At 61.9% G+C, this 16002-nt stretch carries 15 protein-coding genes and 1 other RNA gene; 8 read left to right on the top strand and 8 right to left on the bottom strand.

What is annotated here, in order from left to right; all coding sequences use genetic code 11:
- The first annotated feature begins 73 nt into the window (after positions 1 to 73).
- The 3 genes from GR197_RS07550 (at position 74) to ssrS (ending at position 1081) form a co-directional block, all read left to right on the top strand.
- On the top strand, positions 74 to 349 hold the full coding sequence (locus GR197_RS07550) for a DUF4164 domain-containing protein (protein ID WP_037078920.1): 276 nt from the start codon (positions 74 to 76) through the stop codon (positions 347 to 349).
- 126 nt (positions 350 to 475) lie between these two features.
- Positions 476 to 853: a cell division protein ZapA gene (locus tag GR197_RS07545; protein ID WP_164008123.1), complete on the top strand. Its 378-nt coding sequence runs from the start codon at positions 476 to 478 to the stop codon at positions 851 to 853.
- A 69-nt stretch (positions 854 to 922) separates the two neighbouring features.
- Positions 923 to 1081: non-coding RNA, 6S RNA (ssrS, locus tag GR197_RS07540), on the top strand.
- Between the two features lie 70 nt (positions 1082 to 1151).
- Here the strand turns inward: ssrS and GR197_RS07535 are convergent.
- The 3 genes from GR197_RS07535 to GR197_RS07525 form a co-directional block, all read right to left on the bottom strand.
- Positions 1152 to 2639 (bottom strand): esterase-like activity of phytase family protein, encoded by a 1488-nt coding sequence (locus tag GR197_RS07535; RefSeq protein WP_164008122.1) that lies wholly within the window; start codon positions 2637 to 2639, stop codon positions 1152 to 1154.
- A 152-nt stretch (positions 2640 to 2791) separates the two neighbouring features.
- Positions 2792 to 3775: an NAD-dependent epimerase/dehydratase family protein gene (locus GR197_RS07530; RefSeq protein ID WP_164008120.1), complete on the bottom strand. Its 984-nt coding sequence runs from the start codon at positions 3773 to 3775 to the stop codon at positions 2792 to 2794.
- 144 nt (positions 3776 to 3919) lie between these two features.
- On the bottom strand, positions 3920 to 4246 hold the full coding sequence (locus GR197_RS07525) for an ArsR/SmtB family transcription factor (protein WP_164008118.1): 327 nt from the start codon (positions 4244 to 4246) through the stop codon (positions 3920 to 3922).
- Between the two features lie 71 nt (positions 4247 to 4317).
- Here GR197_RS07525 and GR197_RS07520 point away from each other — a divergent pair, with 71 nt between their 5' ends.
- From GR197_RS07520 to GR197_RS07510, 3 genes are all read left to right on the top strand, one after another.
- Positions 4318 to 4800, top strand: a complete 483-nt coding sequence (locus tag GR197_RS07520; protein WP_164008116.1) for an SRPBCC domain-containing protein — start codon at positions 4318 to 4320, stop codon at positions 4798 to 4800.
- Positions 4801 to 4928: 128 nt separating this feature from the next.
- Positions 4929 to 5960: a phosphogluconate dehydrogenase (NAD(+)-dependent, decarboxylating) gene (gene gnd, locus GR197_RS07515; protein WP_164008114.1), complete on the top strand. Its 1032-nt coding sequence runs from the start codon at positions 4929 to 4931 to the stop codon at positions 5958 to 5960.
- 159 nt (positions 5961 to 6119) lie between these two features.
- Complete coding sequence (locus tag GR197_RS07510; protein WP_164008112.1) at positions 6120 to 8234, top strand: mechanosensitive ion channel family protein; 2115 nt, start codon at positions 6120 to 6122, stop codon at positions 8232 to 8234.
- 5 nt (positions 8235 to 8239) lie between these two features.
- Here the strand turns inward: GR197_RS07510 and GR197_RS07505 are convergent, their stop codons facing one another.
- A complete protein-coding gene (locus GR197_RS07505; protein ID WP_164008110.1) occupies positions 8240 to 8617 on the bottom strand; it encodes a DoxX family protein in 378 nt (125 codons plus the stop codon).
- 237 nt (positions 8618 to 8854) lie between these two features.
- On the opposite strand from GR197_RS07505, the gene mprF reads away from it, so the two are divergent.
- Positions 8855 to 11458, top strand: a complete 2604-nt coding sequence (gene mprF / locus GR197_RS07500; protein ID WP_164008108.1) for a bifunctional lysylphosphatidylglycerol flippase/synthetase MprF — start codon at positions 8855 to 8857, stop codon at positions 11456 to 11458.
- The gene (locus GR197_RS07495; RefSeq protein ID WP_164008106.1) at positions 11455 to 12837 is read left to right on the top strand and encodes a virulence factor family protein; all 1383 of its coding nucleotides are present in this window, start codon (positions 11455 to 11457) and stop codon (positions 12835 to 12837) included. The genes mprF and GR197_RS07495 overlap by 4 nt, the downstream gene beginning before the upstream one ends.
- Here the strand turns inward: GR197_RS07495 and GR197_RS07490 are convergent.
- From GR197_RS07490 to ruvB, 4 genes are all read right to left on the bottom strand, one after another.
- Complete coding sequence (locus tag GR197_RS07490) at positions 12834 to 13397, bottom strand: DinB family protein (RefSeq protein ID WP_164008104.1); 564 nt, start codon at positions 13395 to 13397, stop codon at positions 12834 to 12836. The genes GR197_RS07495 and GR197_RS07490 overlap by 4 nt on opposite strands.
- Before the next feature lie 84 nt (positions 13398 to 13481).
- Positions 13482 to 13988: an NUDIX hydrolase gene (locus GR197_RS07485; protein WP_164008102.1), complete on the bottom strand. Its 507-nt coding sequence runs from the start codon at positions 13986 to 13988 to the stop codon at positions 13482 to 13484.
- Between the two features lie 7 nt (positions 13989 to 13995).
- Entirely contained in the window at positions 13996 to 14898 is a 903-nt protein-coding gene (locus tag GR197_RS07480; RefSeq protein ID WP_164008100.1) for a metallophosphoesterase, read from the bottom strand.
- The gene (ruvB, locus tag GR197_RS07475; protein WP_164008098.1) at positions 14899 to 15939 is read right to left on the bottom strand and encodes a Holliday junction branch migration DNA helicase RuvB; all 1041 of its coding nucleotides are present in this window, start codon (positions 15937 to 15939) and stop codon (positions 14899 to 14901) included.
- Positions 15940 to 16002 lie beyond the last annotated feature (63 nt).

The following is a 16002-nucleotide window of genomic DNA, read 5'->3' as shown; positions in this document are numbered from 1 at the left end:
TGCATATCCTTTTCAAATCGCAGGATCGGCGCGGCGTGCCGATTCGCGGATCCTGCGCGGGAATCGGGAAGACATGATGCCCACAGGCAAAACCATGGAAGCAGCGCTCAACGAATTGAGACAGGCAATTTCGGGCCTCGAAAATGCCGTCGACATGCGCGTCGAGCGGCAGCGCGAGCAGGGCGAGATCGAGGGCGAGGTGCGGCGCGTGCATGCCGACCGTTCGCGGCTGGCGCAGGAGCTCGACCAGGCCGAATTCCGCGCCAACCGGCTTGAGGAAGTCAATCGCGAGGTATCGCGGCGGCTGGTGACGGCCATGGAAACGATCCGCGCGGTTCTGGATCGCTAGAACAGGATGATTTTAGGCCAGGTTGGCCCAAAATCTGAATCCTGTTCTCATTTGAGCGTTAAGCATGATGTCGTCCGAAAACCGTTCACACCTTTCGGCATCATGCTCTCGTAGAAAGAGTTTGGCATGGCGCAGGTGACGGTAACGATCGACGGCAAGGCCTATCGCATGGCCTGCGAGGAAGGGCAGGAGGATCACCTGACCGATCTCGCGACCAGTTTCGACCGCTATGTTGGCCATCTCAAAGGGCAGTTCGGGGAAATCGGCGATCTCAGGATCACCGTCATGGCCGGTATCATGATCATGGACGAGATTTCCGAGTTGACGCGCCGCGTCGCCGGGCTCGAATCCGAGCTCGAGTCGCTGCGCGGTAACCGCGACACGGTGCTTGCGGCCACTGCCCGCACCGAAGAAAATCTCGCGGCGGCACTCAGTGAGGTTTCAAGCCGTATTCGCGGCATCACCGACAAGCTGAACGGCCGGTCTGCACCCGAACTCAATTGATCTCAATTAAATAGCGACGACGTGCCGCCGCCACTGGCGCGCTGGCGCAAACGACCTTATATACCGCATTGCGGTCTGCGCCTCTCGACAGGAACCACAATCCCTGGGGCCATACTCGATCCAAAGGGAGCTGTCCCTGGCCAGGCCCGTGGGCCTGGACACACGGCGCCCACCTACGTTTGTAGGCACCCAGGATCGTAAACATCCATCGGTTGTCGTGGATCGCACCTTTCCTTTCCATCCCGAGGGACGGACCGGGCGAACGCGGTTTAAGCGTCCGCCGGGTTCAGCGCGTCCGCTATTTTTTCAGGCCTGGAAGGGTGACCTGGAAGACCTGGAACAGCGTGTCGACATCCGCGCCGCCGTCCGCTTTGTAGGCCGCACCAACCTGGAAACCATCCTGTGTCAAGAAGTCGTTGTCATTGGCGAGGAACAGGAAGTAGTCGTCCGGCAGGTTCGGGTCGAGAACGCTTGCAAGACCCATGGCTTCCCATTTTTCCGACAGATCGTTCTTGTCGTTCGGCGCGCCGTTGTGCAGGCCGAAGCGAGCAAGGTCGGCCTTGTCGTTGATGTCGATGAAGGGCGTCAGCGTCGCTGGCGTCAGCGAGGGATCGACGACGCCCTTCGGCGCGATCGGCTTGTCGGCATCGAAATCGCTGCCGGCGATATCGGTCGCATCGGAGAGGTCGACGATGTTGATCTTGCGGTAGAGCGAGGTGTCGCCCTTCAAGCCCTGGCCGTTACCGCTGTCGCGGGCGAGCATCAGGAAGGTCTTGTCGGAAAGGGCGACGATTTCGCTCTCTGCAGCGATCACCGTCTTGTCCTTGGCATCCTTGAAGACCGGCAGCGGCACGACATATTCGTGGACCAGCTTCAGGTGATCGGGATCGGCGGCGTCATAGATCATGGCGCGGGTATTCTGACGGGTCGAGCTTGAATCGCCGCCGTCCTGGCGGGCCGCCGACTGCAGCACCGATATGATGAACTTGCCGTCCGGCGTCATCGCCATGCCTTCGAGACCCTGGTTGTTCTGGCGTCCGGTCTCCGGATCCTTCGGATCAGGAGCGGAGGCGCCGGGGCCGGGATTGTTGGAGGCGAAGCTCAGCGCGCCCTTGCGCATCGGCAAAAGCGCATTCGGCGGCTGGGTCGCCGAGAGCAGGTGGCCGTCGGCTGCGAAGCGGTAGATATACGGGCCGTATTCGTCGCTGACGAACATGGTGCCGTCGGCCATGCGGATGATGGCTTCATTGTCGAGCGCGATCTTGCCGTTTGCAGCCTGCGGCAGCGGCGGAAAATTGCCGGCAGCGGCGCGCACGCCGGATTCCGGGTCGAGACCGGTCATGTCAGCGCCCTTGTCATCGAAAAAGAGCGTCGAATCGACCAGCTTTGCGTCGACGCCGGACTGCTCCTTGCCGGCTTCGGGTGCCGCACCCGGAGCGGTCGGCGTCAGGCCGATTGCGATGGTGTTAAGGCGCGGGCGATAGTCGACTGTGCCGGAGACATTGTAACCCCGGTCGGGCAGCAGGTAGAGCGTGCCCTTGTAGCCGGTGCCGTCGCGGCTCCAGGCGGCGGGATCGATCGCCATGCCGGAGCCGGAACCGAAGGTCTCGCCGAATTTGTCGCGCTGATTGGCCGGGATGCGGCCGATGCCGACCAGGCCTTTGTTGATGAAGGTGATGCCGCCGGCGGTGGCGGAATTCTCGGCCATTGCGACGGCCGGAATGGCGGCGGATGCGGCAAGAACCACGGCCAAAAGCCGCAATGCACATGATCTGACGTTCTTCATGAAAATACCCCTCGGTCAAAAGCGCTCTCGAAACGGCTTTCGCCGACAGGCCGGTCTATGACGGGATCATGATATCTGGATGACGCTTTGCAGCGAAAAGGCCATGCCGAGAGAATGTCGGGCTTCTGCGTGTCCGCATTCCAGCTTGCTGCCTACCCGGCCGGATAAGGCCCTTCGGCAAAGGCTTCGTCGTGGTAGAATTTCGAGCCGACGTCCAGCGCCAAGGGGCTGCGCCATTCCCTGTTGTCGCGCAGGCAATCGAGTACTCGCTGGAAATCATATCGGGGCTGCCAGCCGAGTTCCCGCCTTGCGCGGTCGTTGACATAGACACGGTCGAGCGTCGGGGACATCGTCCACCCGCGTGATGCATAGAGGGCGCCTGCACCCGGGAACAGCCGTTCGACGACAAGAGACGCCTCGTGCCGGATCGCGGCAAGATCGGTCTCCGAAAACGGCGTCGTCGCGGAGACGATGTAGCGGCCGAAGCCGATTGCCGGCGCCTTATCGAGCGCCAGCAGATGGGCGCCGACCACATCGGCGATATCGACGCGGCGGTGAAGAAGTTCGTTGGCTTGGGCATTCTCTGCCGAATGGCCGCCGCGAATGGGAGGATCGTCGTCGATTTCGGGAAAGAAGCGCGATGTCCTGAGAATGACGACCGGCAGGCCGGAGTTGCGGGCGAAGAGTTCGCATAGGCCTTCGGCGGCTAGCTTGGTGACGCCGTAGATGTTTTTTGCGACTGCAAGCAAGTCCTCGGTCACCCATACCGCCGGTTCCCCCACAGCCGGCGTCAATGCCGCACCGAAGGTGCTGGTGGTGCTGGTGAAGACGAAGCTGGCAACACCCGCGGCGACCGACTCTTCGAGCAGGTTCAGCGTGCCGGCGACATTGGTGTCGAGGAAATCCCGATTGCCGCGGGTCGCGACATGCGGCTTATGCAGCGTCGCGGCATGGATGACTTGGCTGATGCCCGACATCGCCTGCCGGATGAAGGCCCCGTCACCGATCGAACCGACCATATCGGTGAAGGCCGAGGGTTTTATATCGATGCCGCGTGTCGACCGGTCTTGCGCTCGCAGACTGCGCATCAGCGCCTCGCCGAGGTGCCCGGCACTTCCCGTCACCAGTATCGTCATCGCATCCTCTCCTTCGGCGGCGGAGGCTATAAAGGCTGACGGTTGCGGACAACGCATAAATTGTGCATGAGCATGGAGGAAAGCTGCAGGCCCAACTGATGCTTGTGATGAGGCGGCCGGGGAGCAAGCGGTTCGACCGCCCGATCATTGGCCTTCGAGATCGTTTTTCAACTGGTCGAGGATCGATAGAGCGTGGCCGGCATAGGCGCTGATCCAGCGGTCATGAATGTGCTTGATCGGCAGGCTGTTGAGGTGGTTCCAACGTTCGCGGCCCTCCTTCCTGGCGATGACCAGATCGGCTTCCTCCAGCACTTTCAGATGCTGCATCACCGTGCAGCGGTCCATCTGCGGAAACATCTCGCAGAGCGTCCCTGTGGTGCGGGGGGCATCCTTCAGCAGGTCGAGGATTTCGCGGCGGCGATGATGCGCCAGGGCCTTGAAAACGGGGTCATCGGTCGATTCGCTTGACATGTTATGTTTTTATAACATAATGGACCCGAGTTCAATGGAATACAAAAGCAATGGAGAAGAGGAGAAGTGCCATGTCTCTCGGAATCCGTGTTTCCGGCCGCATCGGCCGTCCCGTCGCGGAGGTATTCGACGCCGTCGTCAACCCGAAAAAGCTCAGCAGCTATTTCACCACGATCGGCGGGGCGAGCGCGCCGCTCGCGAAAGGTACGATCGTGACCTGGTGGAAGGACGCCCAAGTCGAGGTCGTCGAACTCGTTCCGGAAAGCCGCATCGTGCTCCGCTGGGATGGCGGCACCGGCGACGACAAGACGACCTATAAGACGTCGGTGGAGATGAATTTCAAGCCGCTGGAGGATGGCGGCACCTTGGTGGCCATCGCCGAGACCGGCTGGCGCGAGGACGATGCCGGCCGGCGCGGCACCTATCTCAATTGCGAGGGCTGGACGCAGATGCTCTGCTGTATGAAGGCTTTCGTCGAATATGGCATCAATCTGCGCGAGGGCATGTTCCTCAGCGAAATGAAAGGAGAGCCGGCCAGCGCGCCGGATGTCTGACGAACCTCAAGGAGATCAGCGGCGCAATCGTCCCATTCGCCAATAAGAGCGAGACTTCGCTTGCCTGTCACACTGCGGGTGCTAATTTCCGGATTCGATACATCAGTTTGATTTCCAGGAGATTCATTATGCAGCTTGGCATGGTTGGTTTGGGCCGCATGGGCAATTACATGGTCCAGCGGTTGATGCGGGGCGGTCACGAATGCGTCGTCTACGACGCCAGGCCGGAAAGCGTGGCCGAACTCGCGGGCCTCGGTGCAACCGGCAGTGCTTCGCTCGAAGAGTTCGTCTCGAAGCTCACCCATCCCAGGGCGATCTGGCTGATGCTGCCGGCGGCGATCGTCGACAAGGTGCTGGCGAGCCTGGTGCCGCTGCTTGAGAACGGCGATATCGTCATCGACGGTGGCAACTCCTATTACCACGACGATATCCGCCGCGGCGCCGAACTCATCACCAAGGGCATCCATTATGTCGATGTCGGCACCAGCGGCGGCGTCTTCGGCCTGGAGCGCGGTTATTGCCTAATGATCGGCGGCGAAAAGGGCACCGTCCAGCATCTCTCCCCAATCTTCGCGACGCTGGCGCCCGGCGCCGGCACGACGGAAGCCTCGCCGAACCGCACCACCGAAGCGGCTGCGGCCAGCACCGCGGAACAGGGCTACCTGCATTGCGGCCCGCATGGCGCCGGCCATTTCGTCAAGATGGTGCATAATGGCATCGAATACGGCCTGATGGCCGCCTATGCCGAGGGAATCAACATCCTGAAACACGCCAATATCGGCGCCGCCTCGCATGAGGCCGACGCGGAAACCGCGCCGCTCGCCCATCCCGAACATTTCCAATATGACTTCAATCTGCAGGACGTCGCCGAAGTCTGGCGTCGCGGCAGCGTCATCACCTCCTGGCTGCTCGATCTGACGGCCGATGCGCTGCATGCCGATCCGGCGCTGTCGAAATATGCCGGCCGCGTCTCCGACAGCGGCGAAGGCCGCTGGACGATCATGGCGGCAATCGACGAAAGTGTGCCGACCCCGGTGCTGAGTGCCGCGCTCTACGGCCGCTTCTCCTCACGCGACAACGACGAATTCGCCAACAAGGTGCTGTCGGCAATGCGGGCGGGCTTCGGCGGCCACGTGGAAAAGCCGGCTCCGAAATCCTGAAGGCCAGAGGCTTTCGGCGCCTTCAGGACAAGGAGGCGCCCTAGCCATCGGTATGGGGTTCCTACCGCTTGCTGGCGGCGGCGGTCGCGAGTATCCATTGCCGAAAGGGAAATGTCGGGCTGCTTCGTCCAAGCGGCCGGCACTCCATTGGAGGCGGTCATGGCGCGTGGCAGGGCAGTGGGCTTGAAGGCCGCCTTATCGGGTGTGCTGGTTTTCATTGCGCTTTTGGGGGCGGTTTCACCGGGCTTTGCCCAGACACCACCCACTCAAGCGCCAGTCGCGACGACCCCGCCGGCCCAGGTGCGTGAGATGATGCAACTCATGCAGACGCCCGAGGTCAAGCAGTGGATGTCGACGCAGATGGCGGCGACGCCGGCGGGAAACGCGGCGACTGAAGACCAGATGTCAGTCCTTTCGGGCCTGCTGCAGCATGCCCGCCGGCACGTCTCTATGGTCTCCGATGCTGCGATGACGCTGCCCCTTCAGATCGGCAATGCGTCCTCGCTGTTTTTCGGTGAGATCGCCGCCAATGGCTGGCCCCGCATGGTGGCGCAGTTTCTGGCTATCTTCCTGCTCGGCGCGATTGTCGAGAGCATTGCCCGTTATGCCTTCCGCCGCCGCCGTCGTCGCCTGGCCGAGATGGCCGGCATGCATTTGGCGCCGCGGGTCATCCCGGCGCTGATCTTCGCGGCGGCAACCATGCTTGCGCTTCTCAGCCTCAGCTGGCCACCTCTCAGCCAGAGCATCGCGATCGTCTGCGTCGTCGCGCTCATCGTGCAACGCTTTACGATCTGCCTCGGCGGCGTGCTGGTCGATCTCATCGGGCTGGCGCGGGACGAAGAAGAACGGCAGGGCGTCACCGCCCCGACCATGCCGGGGCGTATCGTGGCGCTCTTCTGGTACCGCCGTTGCGCGACCTTCGTCATCTATTTTATGCTTGGCTGGGCGGCGATCCAGTCGATGGAGCCGCTCGGCTATTCTCCGAGCGCGCGGCTTCTTGTCGGCTACGTCCTCGGTATCGGCCTGCTGTTGATTGCGATCGAAGCAGTCTGGTCGCGGCCGTACAAGGACGAGAAGCGCGGTCACGGGACCTCCTGGGCGCTCACCGTCTATTTCCTGTTGCTCTGGAGCCTCTGGGTCGCAGGCTTCAACTGGCTGCTCTGGCTCGGCATCTATGTGCTGCTGCTGCCGCGCGTGCTTGCCGTCTCGACGCTTGCGGTAAAATCGCTGCAGCAGACCGAAGCAAGCTTCCTCGCCACGCGCCGCATTGCCGCCGTGCTGCTCGACCGTGGTGTGCGGGCGTTGATCATTGGCGTTGCCGCCATCTGGCTCGGGCATATGCTCGGCGTCGGTGCCGATACGATGGCCGCCGGCGACACCATGGTCGACAAGATCGCGCGCGGCGTCATCGGCGGCATCGTCATCCTGCTTGCCGCCGATCTGCTCTGGCATGTCATCAAAGCCTATATCGACGGCAAGCTGCTCGATTCATCCGTGGATGGCGGGGCCACGGACGAGGAGAAGGCCAAACGTGCACGGATACAGACGCTGCTGCCGATCTTCCGCAATATCCTTGCCGTCGTCATCGCCGTCATCGCCGCTTTGATGGTGCTCTCCGGCCTCGGCATCGAGATCGGGCCGCTGATTGCCGGCGCCGGCGTCGTCGGCGTCGCGGTCGGCTTCGGTGCGCAGACGATCGTCAAGGACGTCATCAGCGGCATGTTTTATCTCTGGGACGATGCCTTCCGTATCGGCGAATATATCGAAAGCGGCAGCCACAAGGGCGTGGTCGAGGCTTTCAGCCTGCGCTCGGTGAAGCTCAGACATCATCGCGGGCCGCTGACGACGGTGCCGTTCGGCGAACTCGGCGCGGTGAAGAACCTCAACCGCGACTGGACGATCGACAAGATCAGCCTCAACGTCAAATACGACACCGATCTCGTCAAGGCGAAGAAGGTGATCAAGCAGATCGGCCAGACGCTGCTCGAAAATCCGGAATTCGGCCCTCATATCATCGAGACGCTGAAGATGAAGGGTGTCGAGCAGTTCGGCGAATTCGCGATCGAAATCCGGCTGTCGATGATGACGAAACCCGGCGAGCAATTCGTCATCCGCCGCAATGCGCTGGCAATGATCCGCAATGCCTTCAAGGAAAACGGCATCGAATTCGCCGTGCCGACGGTGCAGGTGGCGGGTGATCGCGATGCGGAGGTCGATGCTGCCGTCGCCCGCTACGCCGCCCATGCGCGGGCGAATGGCGAGCCGGCGGCATAACCGCCTCACATCGCACCGGCCGCAGTAATCAGTAGACCGCCGATGATCGCCATGTTGGTTTTCCAGGTGTTGATCGCGCTTTCGCGGGCCGTTCCCTGCATATCCCAGAAATTCAGCAGCATGATCGTGGCGGCAAGAGTGAAGAGGATGAGACCGAATGCCGCTGCCGTGACGAAGAGGCCCAACATCAGCAGCATGCCGGCAACGATCTGGAACATGCTGCCCGAGAGCAGAACCCATTTCGCAAAAGGGACGCCGCGGGCCTCGATCGCGTCGGTCAGCGGCACGATGACGAAAAAATGATGAATGCCGCCAGCGACATAGAGTCCGCCCAGCAACAGACGGCCGAGGACGATCATCATCAGCGCCGGGCCATCCTGCATATCGAGCTTTTCTCCCGCATCTCAAATCTCCGGCAAGGGTCAAGCTCGTCCGAAACTTACGAAAATGCAATGTGCCGTTACGCTCGCCTGCGCAAATTCGCCCCAATTGAGAGTGATGGAGGCCAAGGCGGCGGGGCTGGGGTAGCGGCGGCATGGCTTCATGGAGCTTATATGCCTGTCGTGTTACGTCTTTCAAAAATGATTCCCGCCGAGCTGGCAATTGCAGCAGGATAAGAGATGTCGGGTCACGACAATTTGAAAGAGATGGAAGACGCGGACGGATTTTCTTTTCGCGGATTGTTCAGGCGTTACAGAACACCGCTGACGGCAGCGGCGACACTCGTGGTCTTCTGCCTCGTCGGTTATGCGATCATGCAGCTCACCAACGAGGTGCGCTATGACGACGTTGTCGATGCGCTGGCGGCGACCAGACCGAGCGCTATCCTGCTTGCGTTGTTCTTCACCGCTCTAAGCTTCCTCTCGCTGATCTTCTACGATCTCAACGCGATAGAATATATCGGCAAAAAGCTGCCGTTCCCGCATGTGGCGCTGACGGCGTTCAGTGCCTATGCCGTCGGCAATACCGCCGGCTTCGGCGCACTTTCCGGCGGTGCGATCCGCTATCGCGCCTATACGCGGCTCGGGCTTTCTCCCGAAGATATCGGCCGCATCATCGCCTTCGTCACGCTCTCCTTCGGTCTCGGGCTTGCCGGCGTCGGGGCGATCGCCCTCATCATCATCGCCGATGAGATCGGTCCGCTCATCGGTGTCAGCCCCTTCCTGCTGCGGTTGGCCGCCGGTTCGATCGTCGCCATTCTGGGCGCGGTGATGATCATCGGCCGTGACGGGCGCGTGCTCGACCTCGGCCCCGTGGCAATCCGCCTGCCGGATTCGCGCACCTGGTCGCGGCAGTTCCTGGTCACCGCCTTCGATATCGCCGCTTCGGCGTCGGTGCTCTACGTGCTGCTGCCGCAGACGGCAATCGGCTGGCCCGTCTTCCTTGCCGTCTATGCGATCGCCGTCGGTCTCGGGGTGCTCAGCCACGTTCCGGCCGGGCTCGGCGTGTTCGAGACCGTGATCATCGCGTCTCTCGGCAGCGCGGTGAACATCGATGCCGTGCTCGGATCGCTGGTGCTCTACCGGCTGGTGTACCATGTGCTGCCGCTGCTGATCGCCGTGCTCGCGGTCTCGGCGACGGAGCTGCGCCGTTTCGTCGACCATCCGGCCGCCTCCAGCGTGCGCCGCATCGGCGGAAGGCTGATGCCACAGCTGCTGTCGGCTCTCGCCCTGCTGCTCGGCGTCATGCTGATCTTTTCGAGCGTCACGCCGACGCCGGACCAGAACCTCGAATTCCTTTCCAACTATCTGCCGCTGCCGATGGTAGAAGGGGCGCATTTCCTTTCCAGCCTTCTGGGGCTCGCGCTCGTCGTCGCTGCTCGCGGCCTCGGCCAGCGGCTCGACGGCGCCTGGTGGGTCGCGGTGTTCTCCGCGCTTGCCGCATTGACCTTGTCGCTGCTGAAGGCGATCGCGCTGGTCGAAGCCGCGTTTCTCGCCTTTCTCATCTTCGGGCTGTTCGTCAGCCGGCGGCTTTTTACCCGCCATGCCTCGCTGCTCAACCAGGCGCTGACGGCGTCCTGGCTGATGGCGATTGCCGTCATTGTCGTCGGCGCCGTGGTCATTCTGCTCTTCGTCTATCGCGATGTCGAATACAGCAACCAGCTCTGGTGGCAGTTCGAATTCACCGCCGAAGCGCCGCGGGGCTTACGCGCCGTGCTCGGCATTACCATCATCTCGTCGGCGATCGCCGTCTTCAGCCTGCTTCGGCCGGCGACCTTCCGGCCGGAACCGGCGACGGAGGAGGCGCTGGTGCGTGCCGTCGAGATTGTCGGCAAGCAGGGCAATGCCGACGCCAATCTGGTGCGCATGGGCGATAAGAGCATCATGTTCTCGGAAAAGGGTGACGCCTTCATCATGTATGGCCGGCAGGGCCGGTCCTGGATTGCGCTGTTCGACCCGGTCGGCGAACATCGCGCCGTGCAGGAACTCGTCTGGCGTTTCGTCGAAGCGGCGCGCGCCGCTGGCTGCCGGGCCGTGTTCTATCAGATTTCGCCGTCACTGCTTTCTCATTGCGCCGATGCCGGTCTTCGTGCCTTCAAGCTCGGCGAACTGGCAGTGACCGATCTGAGGGCCTTCGAGATGAAGGGCGGCAAATGGGCGAATCTGCGCCAGACGGCAAGCCGCGCCCAGCGCGACGGGCTGGAATTTGCCGTCGTCGTCCCTGAGGATGTGCCCTCGGTCATCGATGAACTCTCCGCCGTTTCCACCGCCTGGCTCGAGCATCACAACGCCAAGGAAAAGGGTTTTTCGCTTGGCGCCTTCGATCCTGACTACGTCTCCTCCCAGCCGGTCGGCATCCTGAAAAAGGACGGCAGGATCGTCGCTTTCGCCAATATCCTCGTCACGGAATCCAGGCAGGAAGGCACGATCGATCTCATGCGCTTCTCGCCGGATGCGCCGAAGGGCTCGATGGACTTTCTCTTCGTGCAGATCATGGAATATCTGCGCGGCGAGGGTTTCACCCACTTCAATCTTGGCATGGCGCCTCTCTCCGGCATGTCGAAACGCGAGGCGGCGCCCGTCTGGGACCGCATCGGCAGCACCGTCTTCGAACACGGCGAGCGCTTCTACAACTTCAAAGGCCTTCGGGCATTCAAATCAAAGTTTCATCCGCACTGGCAACCGCGCTATCTTGCGGTATCCGGAGGGGGCAATCCGATGATCGCGTTGATGGACGCGACATTTCTGATCGGGGGCGGATTGAAAGGGGTAGTGAGAAAATGATCAGGACATTCCTTCTTGCCGCAGCATGCGCCTGCATGCTCGCGGCCGCGCCGGCTGATGCTGCCGAGGAGACCACGCAGAGCTTTGAAACCGGGCTCATCCCGTCGCCGCACATCTTCCTCCCGGAAGGGGAGGTAAAGGGCACGGTGATGCTGATTTCGGATGCCGCCGGCTGGGGCGACTATGAGAAAGCGGAGGCCGACAGGCTGGTCGCCGAAGGCGCCGTCGTCATCGGCGTCGACTTTCCCTCCTATATCCAGGCGCTCAACCAATATGACGTCAGCCTCAACGACGGCTGCGTCTACATGGTTTCGGACATCGAATCTCTGAGCCAGCAGGTCCAGCGCGCGACCGGCAACAATGCCTATCACCTGCCAATCGTCGCCGGCATCGGCGAGGGCGGGGCCTTGGCGCTGGCGATCGCCGCGCAGACGCCGGATGCGACGATCGGCCAGACACTTGCCGTCGATCCGGTCGCCGGCATTCCGCTTACCAAGGAACTTTGCACACCGGCTCCCAAGCAGGTCGTCGGCCAGCGCACCATGTATGGCCTCAGCGTCGGTGCCCTGCCGGATCCGATCGTCACCGTCTTCACGCCCAATGCCGACAAGGATGGCAAGGCGCATGCCGAAGCGTTGAAGAAGCTCCATGCCGCGATCGAGATCCGCGATTCCACCGACGATGCACAGACAGTGTTTGCCGATACGCTCGACGATCTCGTCACCGCTTCCGGTGCCTTCGGTAATCCGCTCGGCCTGCCGCTGGCGGTCCTTGAGGCGACGCCCGCCCTCGATACGATGGCAGTGATCTATTCTGGCGACGGCGGCTGGCGCGACATCGACAAGGAGGTCGGCGGCACGCTGCAGAAGGAAGGCATTCCGGTCGTCGGCATCGATTCGCTTCACTATTTCTGGTCGGAACGCAAGCCGGATGAGACCGCCGCCGATCTTTCGAAGATCATCGATTTCTACCGCAAGCAGTGGAAGGTGAAGCATGTGCTGCTCGTTGGATATTCCTTCGGCGCCGATGTCGTGCCGGCGACCTACCAGCTTCTCAAACCCGCCGAAAAATCGGCGGTGGCGCAATTATCGCTGCTGTCGCTCTCGCACCAGGTCGACTACGTCATCTCCGTTCTCGGCTGGCTCGGCCAGAAAACGGACGGTGCCGGAGGCGATCCCATCAGCGATCTGAAGAACGTCGATCCAAAGCTCGTGCAATGCATCTATGGCAAGGACGACGATGACGATGTCGCCTGTCCGGCATTGAAGGATAGCGGCGCCGAGGTCATCGAACTGCCCGGCGACCACCATTTCGACGAGAATTACGACCTTCTTACCAAGACGATCATCGACGGTCTGAAAAGACGCCTGCAGGATTAACGCATCAGCTTCGCTTCGGTCCAGCCGAGTTCGGCGAGTTCGAGCCCGCGAAACCGGGCATCGTCGGCGACGATGAATTCGTCGAGCTGTGGCGGAGCAACGCTGGTGCCGGAGAGCATCGCATGCACCTGTCCGCGATGATGCGTCTGGTGCTGGAAGAGGTGAGCGAGCACGTCTTCCATCCGCTCTTCCTGGATGCGGGCGCCGCGATGGAGGCTGATGGTCGAGGTGAGCCTCTCCGGCGTCAGAGCCTCGCAAAGTGCGGTGAGGCGCTGATCAACCTTGGCCTGCGCTTCGGTCAATGACGAAACGTCGCCGAAGGGTTCGTCGATCTCGAAGGCCTGGTAGCCGAGCGTGCCGCCTTCCAAGCCATCGACATAGAACCAGTCGACCGTGATATTGTGGTTCAAGGTTTCCCTGATCGAGGGGAAGAAGCTCGTGCGCGGCGCTTCGAATTCGCCGGGTTTCAGCGCCGCGCAGGCTTGAAGCAGACGGTGGTTGGCAAGGGCGTTGTTGTAGCCAAGTTTGCGGAATGCCCTGACGGGATCGAAGGTCGGCATCGGCAGCTTTCCTCTTCAAGCGCTTCTGGAACGGGATGATTTTAGGCCCGGTCGGCCATATGCTCTAGAACGGTTGCCTCAGTCTCAGTCATCGAGATTGCCGTCGCGCCAGACGAGATGACGGGGTGCTAGGGGCAGGTTCTCGATTTCATTGGCGATGAAATAGGGCGGAATGTCGAGCGCGGTCAGGGCCGTGCGCGTTGCCGCCACCCATTTGAATTCGAGATGATTGTCGCCGTCTTCGACGCGATGAATCACTTCGTGTGGCTGAAATGGGAATTCCGGCGGGATGTGCATCAGATAATAGAAGCCGAGTTCATGCCAGTCGCGCTGTTCGTAGTGGAAGAAGTTCTCGACGATCCAGAGCAGGCGGGAAATTGTGACTTCGACGCCCAGCTCCTCCACCATCTCCCGTTTCAGCGTTTCTTCCGAGGTCTCGCCGATTTCCGCCCTGCCGCCCGGAAAGGTCCAGAAGGGCTCATGCACGGCGCGATGGACGAGCACGTGGCCATCGCGGAAGCCGAGGCCGGCGATGCGATAATTGAATCGCTCGGCGCCCGCATTCAGGCGGATGAGAGTGCGCTTGGTCATGCTGTTCTTATCCGAGATCGATTACGACAATTTCCGGCGGGACGCCGAAGCGCACCGGTGCGATGGAGCAGCCGAGGCCACCGGACACGATGATATTACGACCCTCCTCGACCATATGGCCATAGGCGTAACGATTGCCGTAACCCGAGGGGACGATCGGCGAACGGCCGAGGAAACGGATCTGTCCGCCATGCGTGTGGCCCGATAGCGTCAGCGAGACCCGCTCGGGCACGCGCGGAAAGATATCGGGCTCATGGGCGAGCAGGATGACGGGTGCATCGTCGGTCACCTGCGCCATCGTTCCATCGAGGTCGTCGAGGCCGAGCATATGGGTGCGGCCCCATTTCCTGCCGGGCAGCAGCGCCAGTTGATCTTCGAGGCCTGCCAGCCAGAAGCCGCGGCCATCCCTTTCGAGCCGGATGGCGCGGTTGCCGTAGACCGGGATTCCGACGTCGGCAAGCGCCCGGTGCCCGAACGTTTCTATGCCGCCGTTTTTCTGGGCGGTCTTGTCTTCCCACCAATCGTGGTTGCCCATGATCGCATGGACGCCAAGAGGGGCCTGCAAAGTGGCGAGCGCCTTCGACCATTGGCTCGAATGCACATATTGGGTCACCATGTTCATGCCGGCAGCATAATCGCCGAGCAGCACGGTGACATCGCCTTCGAGTTCATTGGCTCTCTGACAGATCGCGGTGATGCGGCTTGCCGACATCCACGGTTCGCAGGCATGAAGATCGGCGAGTGCGACGATGCGGAGCTTGGGCCCCGGCGTCCGTCCGGGCGGGGTCAGCCGGTAGCGGGCGATGGCAAGCCTTGCCAGCGGTTCATAGGCAAATGCGTAACCGCCGAGGGACATGACGCCTGCGACACCGCCGCCAAGAACCTTGAAAAATCCGCGGCGGGTAATCACTCAGTTGTCCTCCTGGAACAGCCGGAACTGCGCAGCCTCCATATCCTTGGGCGGTTGCAATCCCAGATGTCTCCACGCGATTGCGGTCAGAACACGGCCGCGTGGCGTGCGCTGAATGAAACCCTGCTGGATCATGTAGGGCTCGATGATGTCTTCGATCGCGTCGCGCGGCTCGGAAAGCCCGGCGGCGATGGTCTCGATGCCGACCGGGCCGCCGCCGAAATTGACAGCGATCATGTTGAGGTAACGTTTGTCGAGCTGATCGAAGCCGACATTGTCGACCAGCAGGCGGGTCAGCGCCTCGTCGGCAATCTCGCGGGTGACGGATTCGGCCCTTGCCACCTCGGCGAAGTCGCGCACACGCCGCAGCAGCCGGCCGGCGATGCGCGGCGTGCCGCGGGCGCGTCTTGCAATCTCGCGGGCGCCTTCCTCGGTAATCGGCAGGTTCATCAGCCGCGCGCCGCGACGCACGATCAGTTCCAGCTCCTCGACGGTGTAGAAGCTCAGGCGCACTGGAATGCCGAAGCGGTCGCGGAGCGGCGTCGTCAACAGGCCGAGGCGGGTGGTGGCCGCCACCAGGGTGAATTTCGAGAGATCGATTTTCACCGAGCGAGCGGCAGGGCCTTCGCCGATGATGAGGTCGAGCTGGAAATCTTCCATGGCCGGATAGAGGATTTCCTCGACGGCGGGATTGAGGCGATGGATCTCGTCGATGAAGAGCACGTCGCGCTCTTCGAGATTGGTGAGCAGGGCGGCGAGATCGCCGGCCTTGGCGATTACTGGACCGGATGTCGAACGGAAATTGACGCCGAGTTCCTTCGCCATGATCTGCGCCAGCGTCGTCTTGCCGAGGCCGGGCGGGCCGACGAAGAGCACATGGTCCAGCGCCTCGCCGCGGTTCTTCGCCGCCTCGATGAAGACTTTCAGATTGGCGCGCGCTTCGGCCTGGCCGGTGAATTCGTCCAGCGATTGCGGGCGCAGGGTGATGTCGAGATCTTCGCCCCGCTTTTCCGGCGATATCAGGCGGGCGGGTTCGCTCATGCTCTCATTCCGTTTTGAAACTGTCACAGCAATACACCAAAAATCGGCTGCCTCGACATCCAA

The organism is Rhizobium phaseoli (assembly GCF_010668805.1).
GTDB lineage: Bacteria > Pseudomonadota > Alphaproteobacteria > Rhizobiales > Rhizobiaceae > Rhizobium > Rhizobium phaseoli_A.
The sequence above is the reverse complement of the archived record's forward strand: the minus strand, read 5'-3'. Positions and strand labels throughout refer to the sequence as shown.

Bases quoted from the DNA above. Each gene is read 5' to 3' on its own strand.
- GR197_RS07495 (WP_164008106.1), top strand. From the start codon at position 11,455: ATGATCAGGACATTCCTTCTTGCCGCAGCATGCGCCTGCATGCTCGCG.
- mprF (WP_164008108.1), top strand. From the start codon at position 8,855: ATGTCGGGTCACGACAATTTGAAAGAGATGGAAGACGCGGACGGATTT.
- GR197_RS07520 (WP_164008116.1), top strand. From the start codon at position 4,318: ATGTCTCTCGGAATCCGTGTTTCCGGCCGCATCGGCCGTCCCGTCGCG.
- ruvB (WP_164008098.1), bottom strand. From the start codon at position 15,939: ATGAGCGAACCCGCCCGCCTGATATCGCCGGAAAAGCGGGGCGAAGAT.
- GR197_RS07530 (WP_164008120.1), bottom strand. From the start codon at position 3,775: ATGACGATACTGGTGACGGGAAGTGCCGGGCACCTCGGCGAGGCGCTG.
- GR197_RS07535 (WP_164008122.1), bottom strand. From the start codon at position 2,639: ATGAAGAACGTCAGATCATGTGCATTGCGGCTTTTGGCCGTGGTTCTT.
- GR197_RS07510 (WP_164008112.1), top strand. From the start codon at position 6,120: ATGGCGCGTGGCAGGGCAGTGGGCTTGAAGGCCGCCTTATCGGGTGTG.
- GR197_RS07490 (WP_164008104.1), bottom strand. From the start codon at position 13,397: ATGCCGACCTTCGATCCCGTCAGGGCATTCCGCAAACTTGGCTACAAC.
- GR197_RS07485 (WP_164008102.1), bottom strand. From the start codon at position 13,988: ATGACCAAGCGCACTCTCATCCGCCTGAATGCGGGCGCCGAGCGATTC.
- GR197_RS07505 (WP_164008110.1), bottom strand. From the start codon at position 8,617: ATGCAGGATGGCCCGGCGCTGATGATGATCGTCCTCGGCCGTCTGTTG.
- GR197_RS07545 (WP_164008123.1), top strand. From the start codon at position 476: ATGGCGCAGGTGACGGTAACGATCGACGGCAAGGCCTATCGCATGGCC.
- gnd (WP_164008114.1), top strand. From the start codon at position 4,929: ATGCAGCTTGGCATGGTTGGTTTGGGCCGCATGGGCAATTACATGGTC.
- GR197_RS07525 (WP_164008118.1), bottom strand. From the start codon at position 4,246: ATGTCAAGCGAATCGACCGATGACCCCGTTTTCAAGGCCCTGGCGCAT.
- GR197_RS07550 (WP_037078920.1), top strand. From the start codon at position 74: ATGATGCCCACAGGCAAAACCATGGAAGCAGCGCTCAACGAATTGAGA.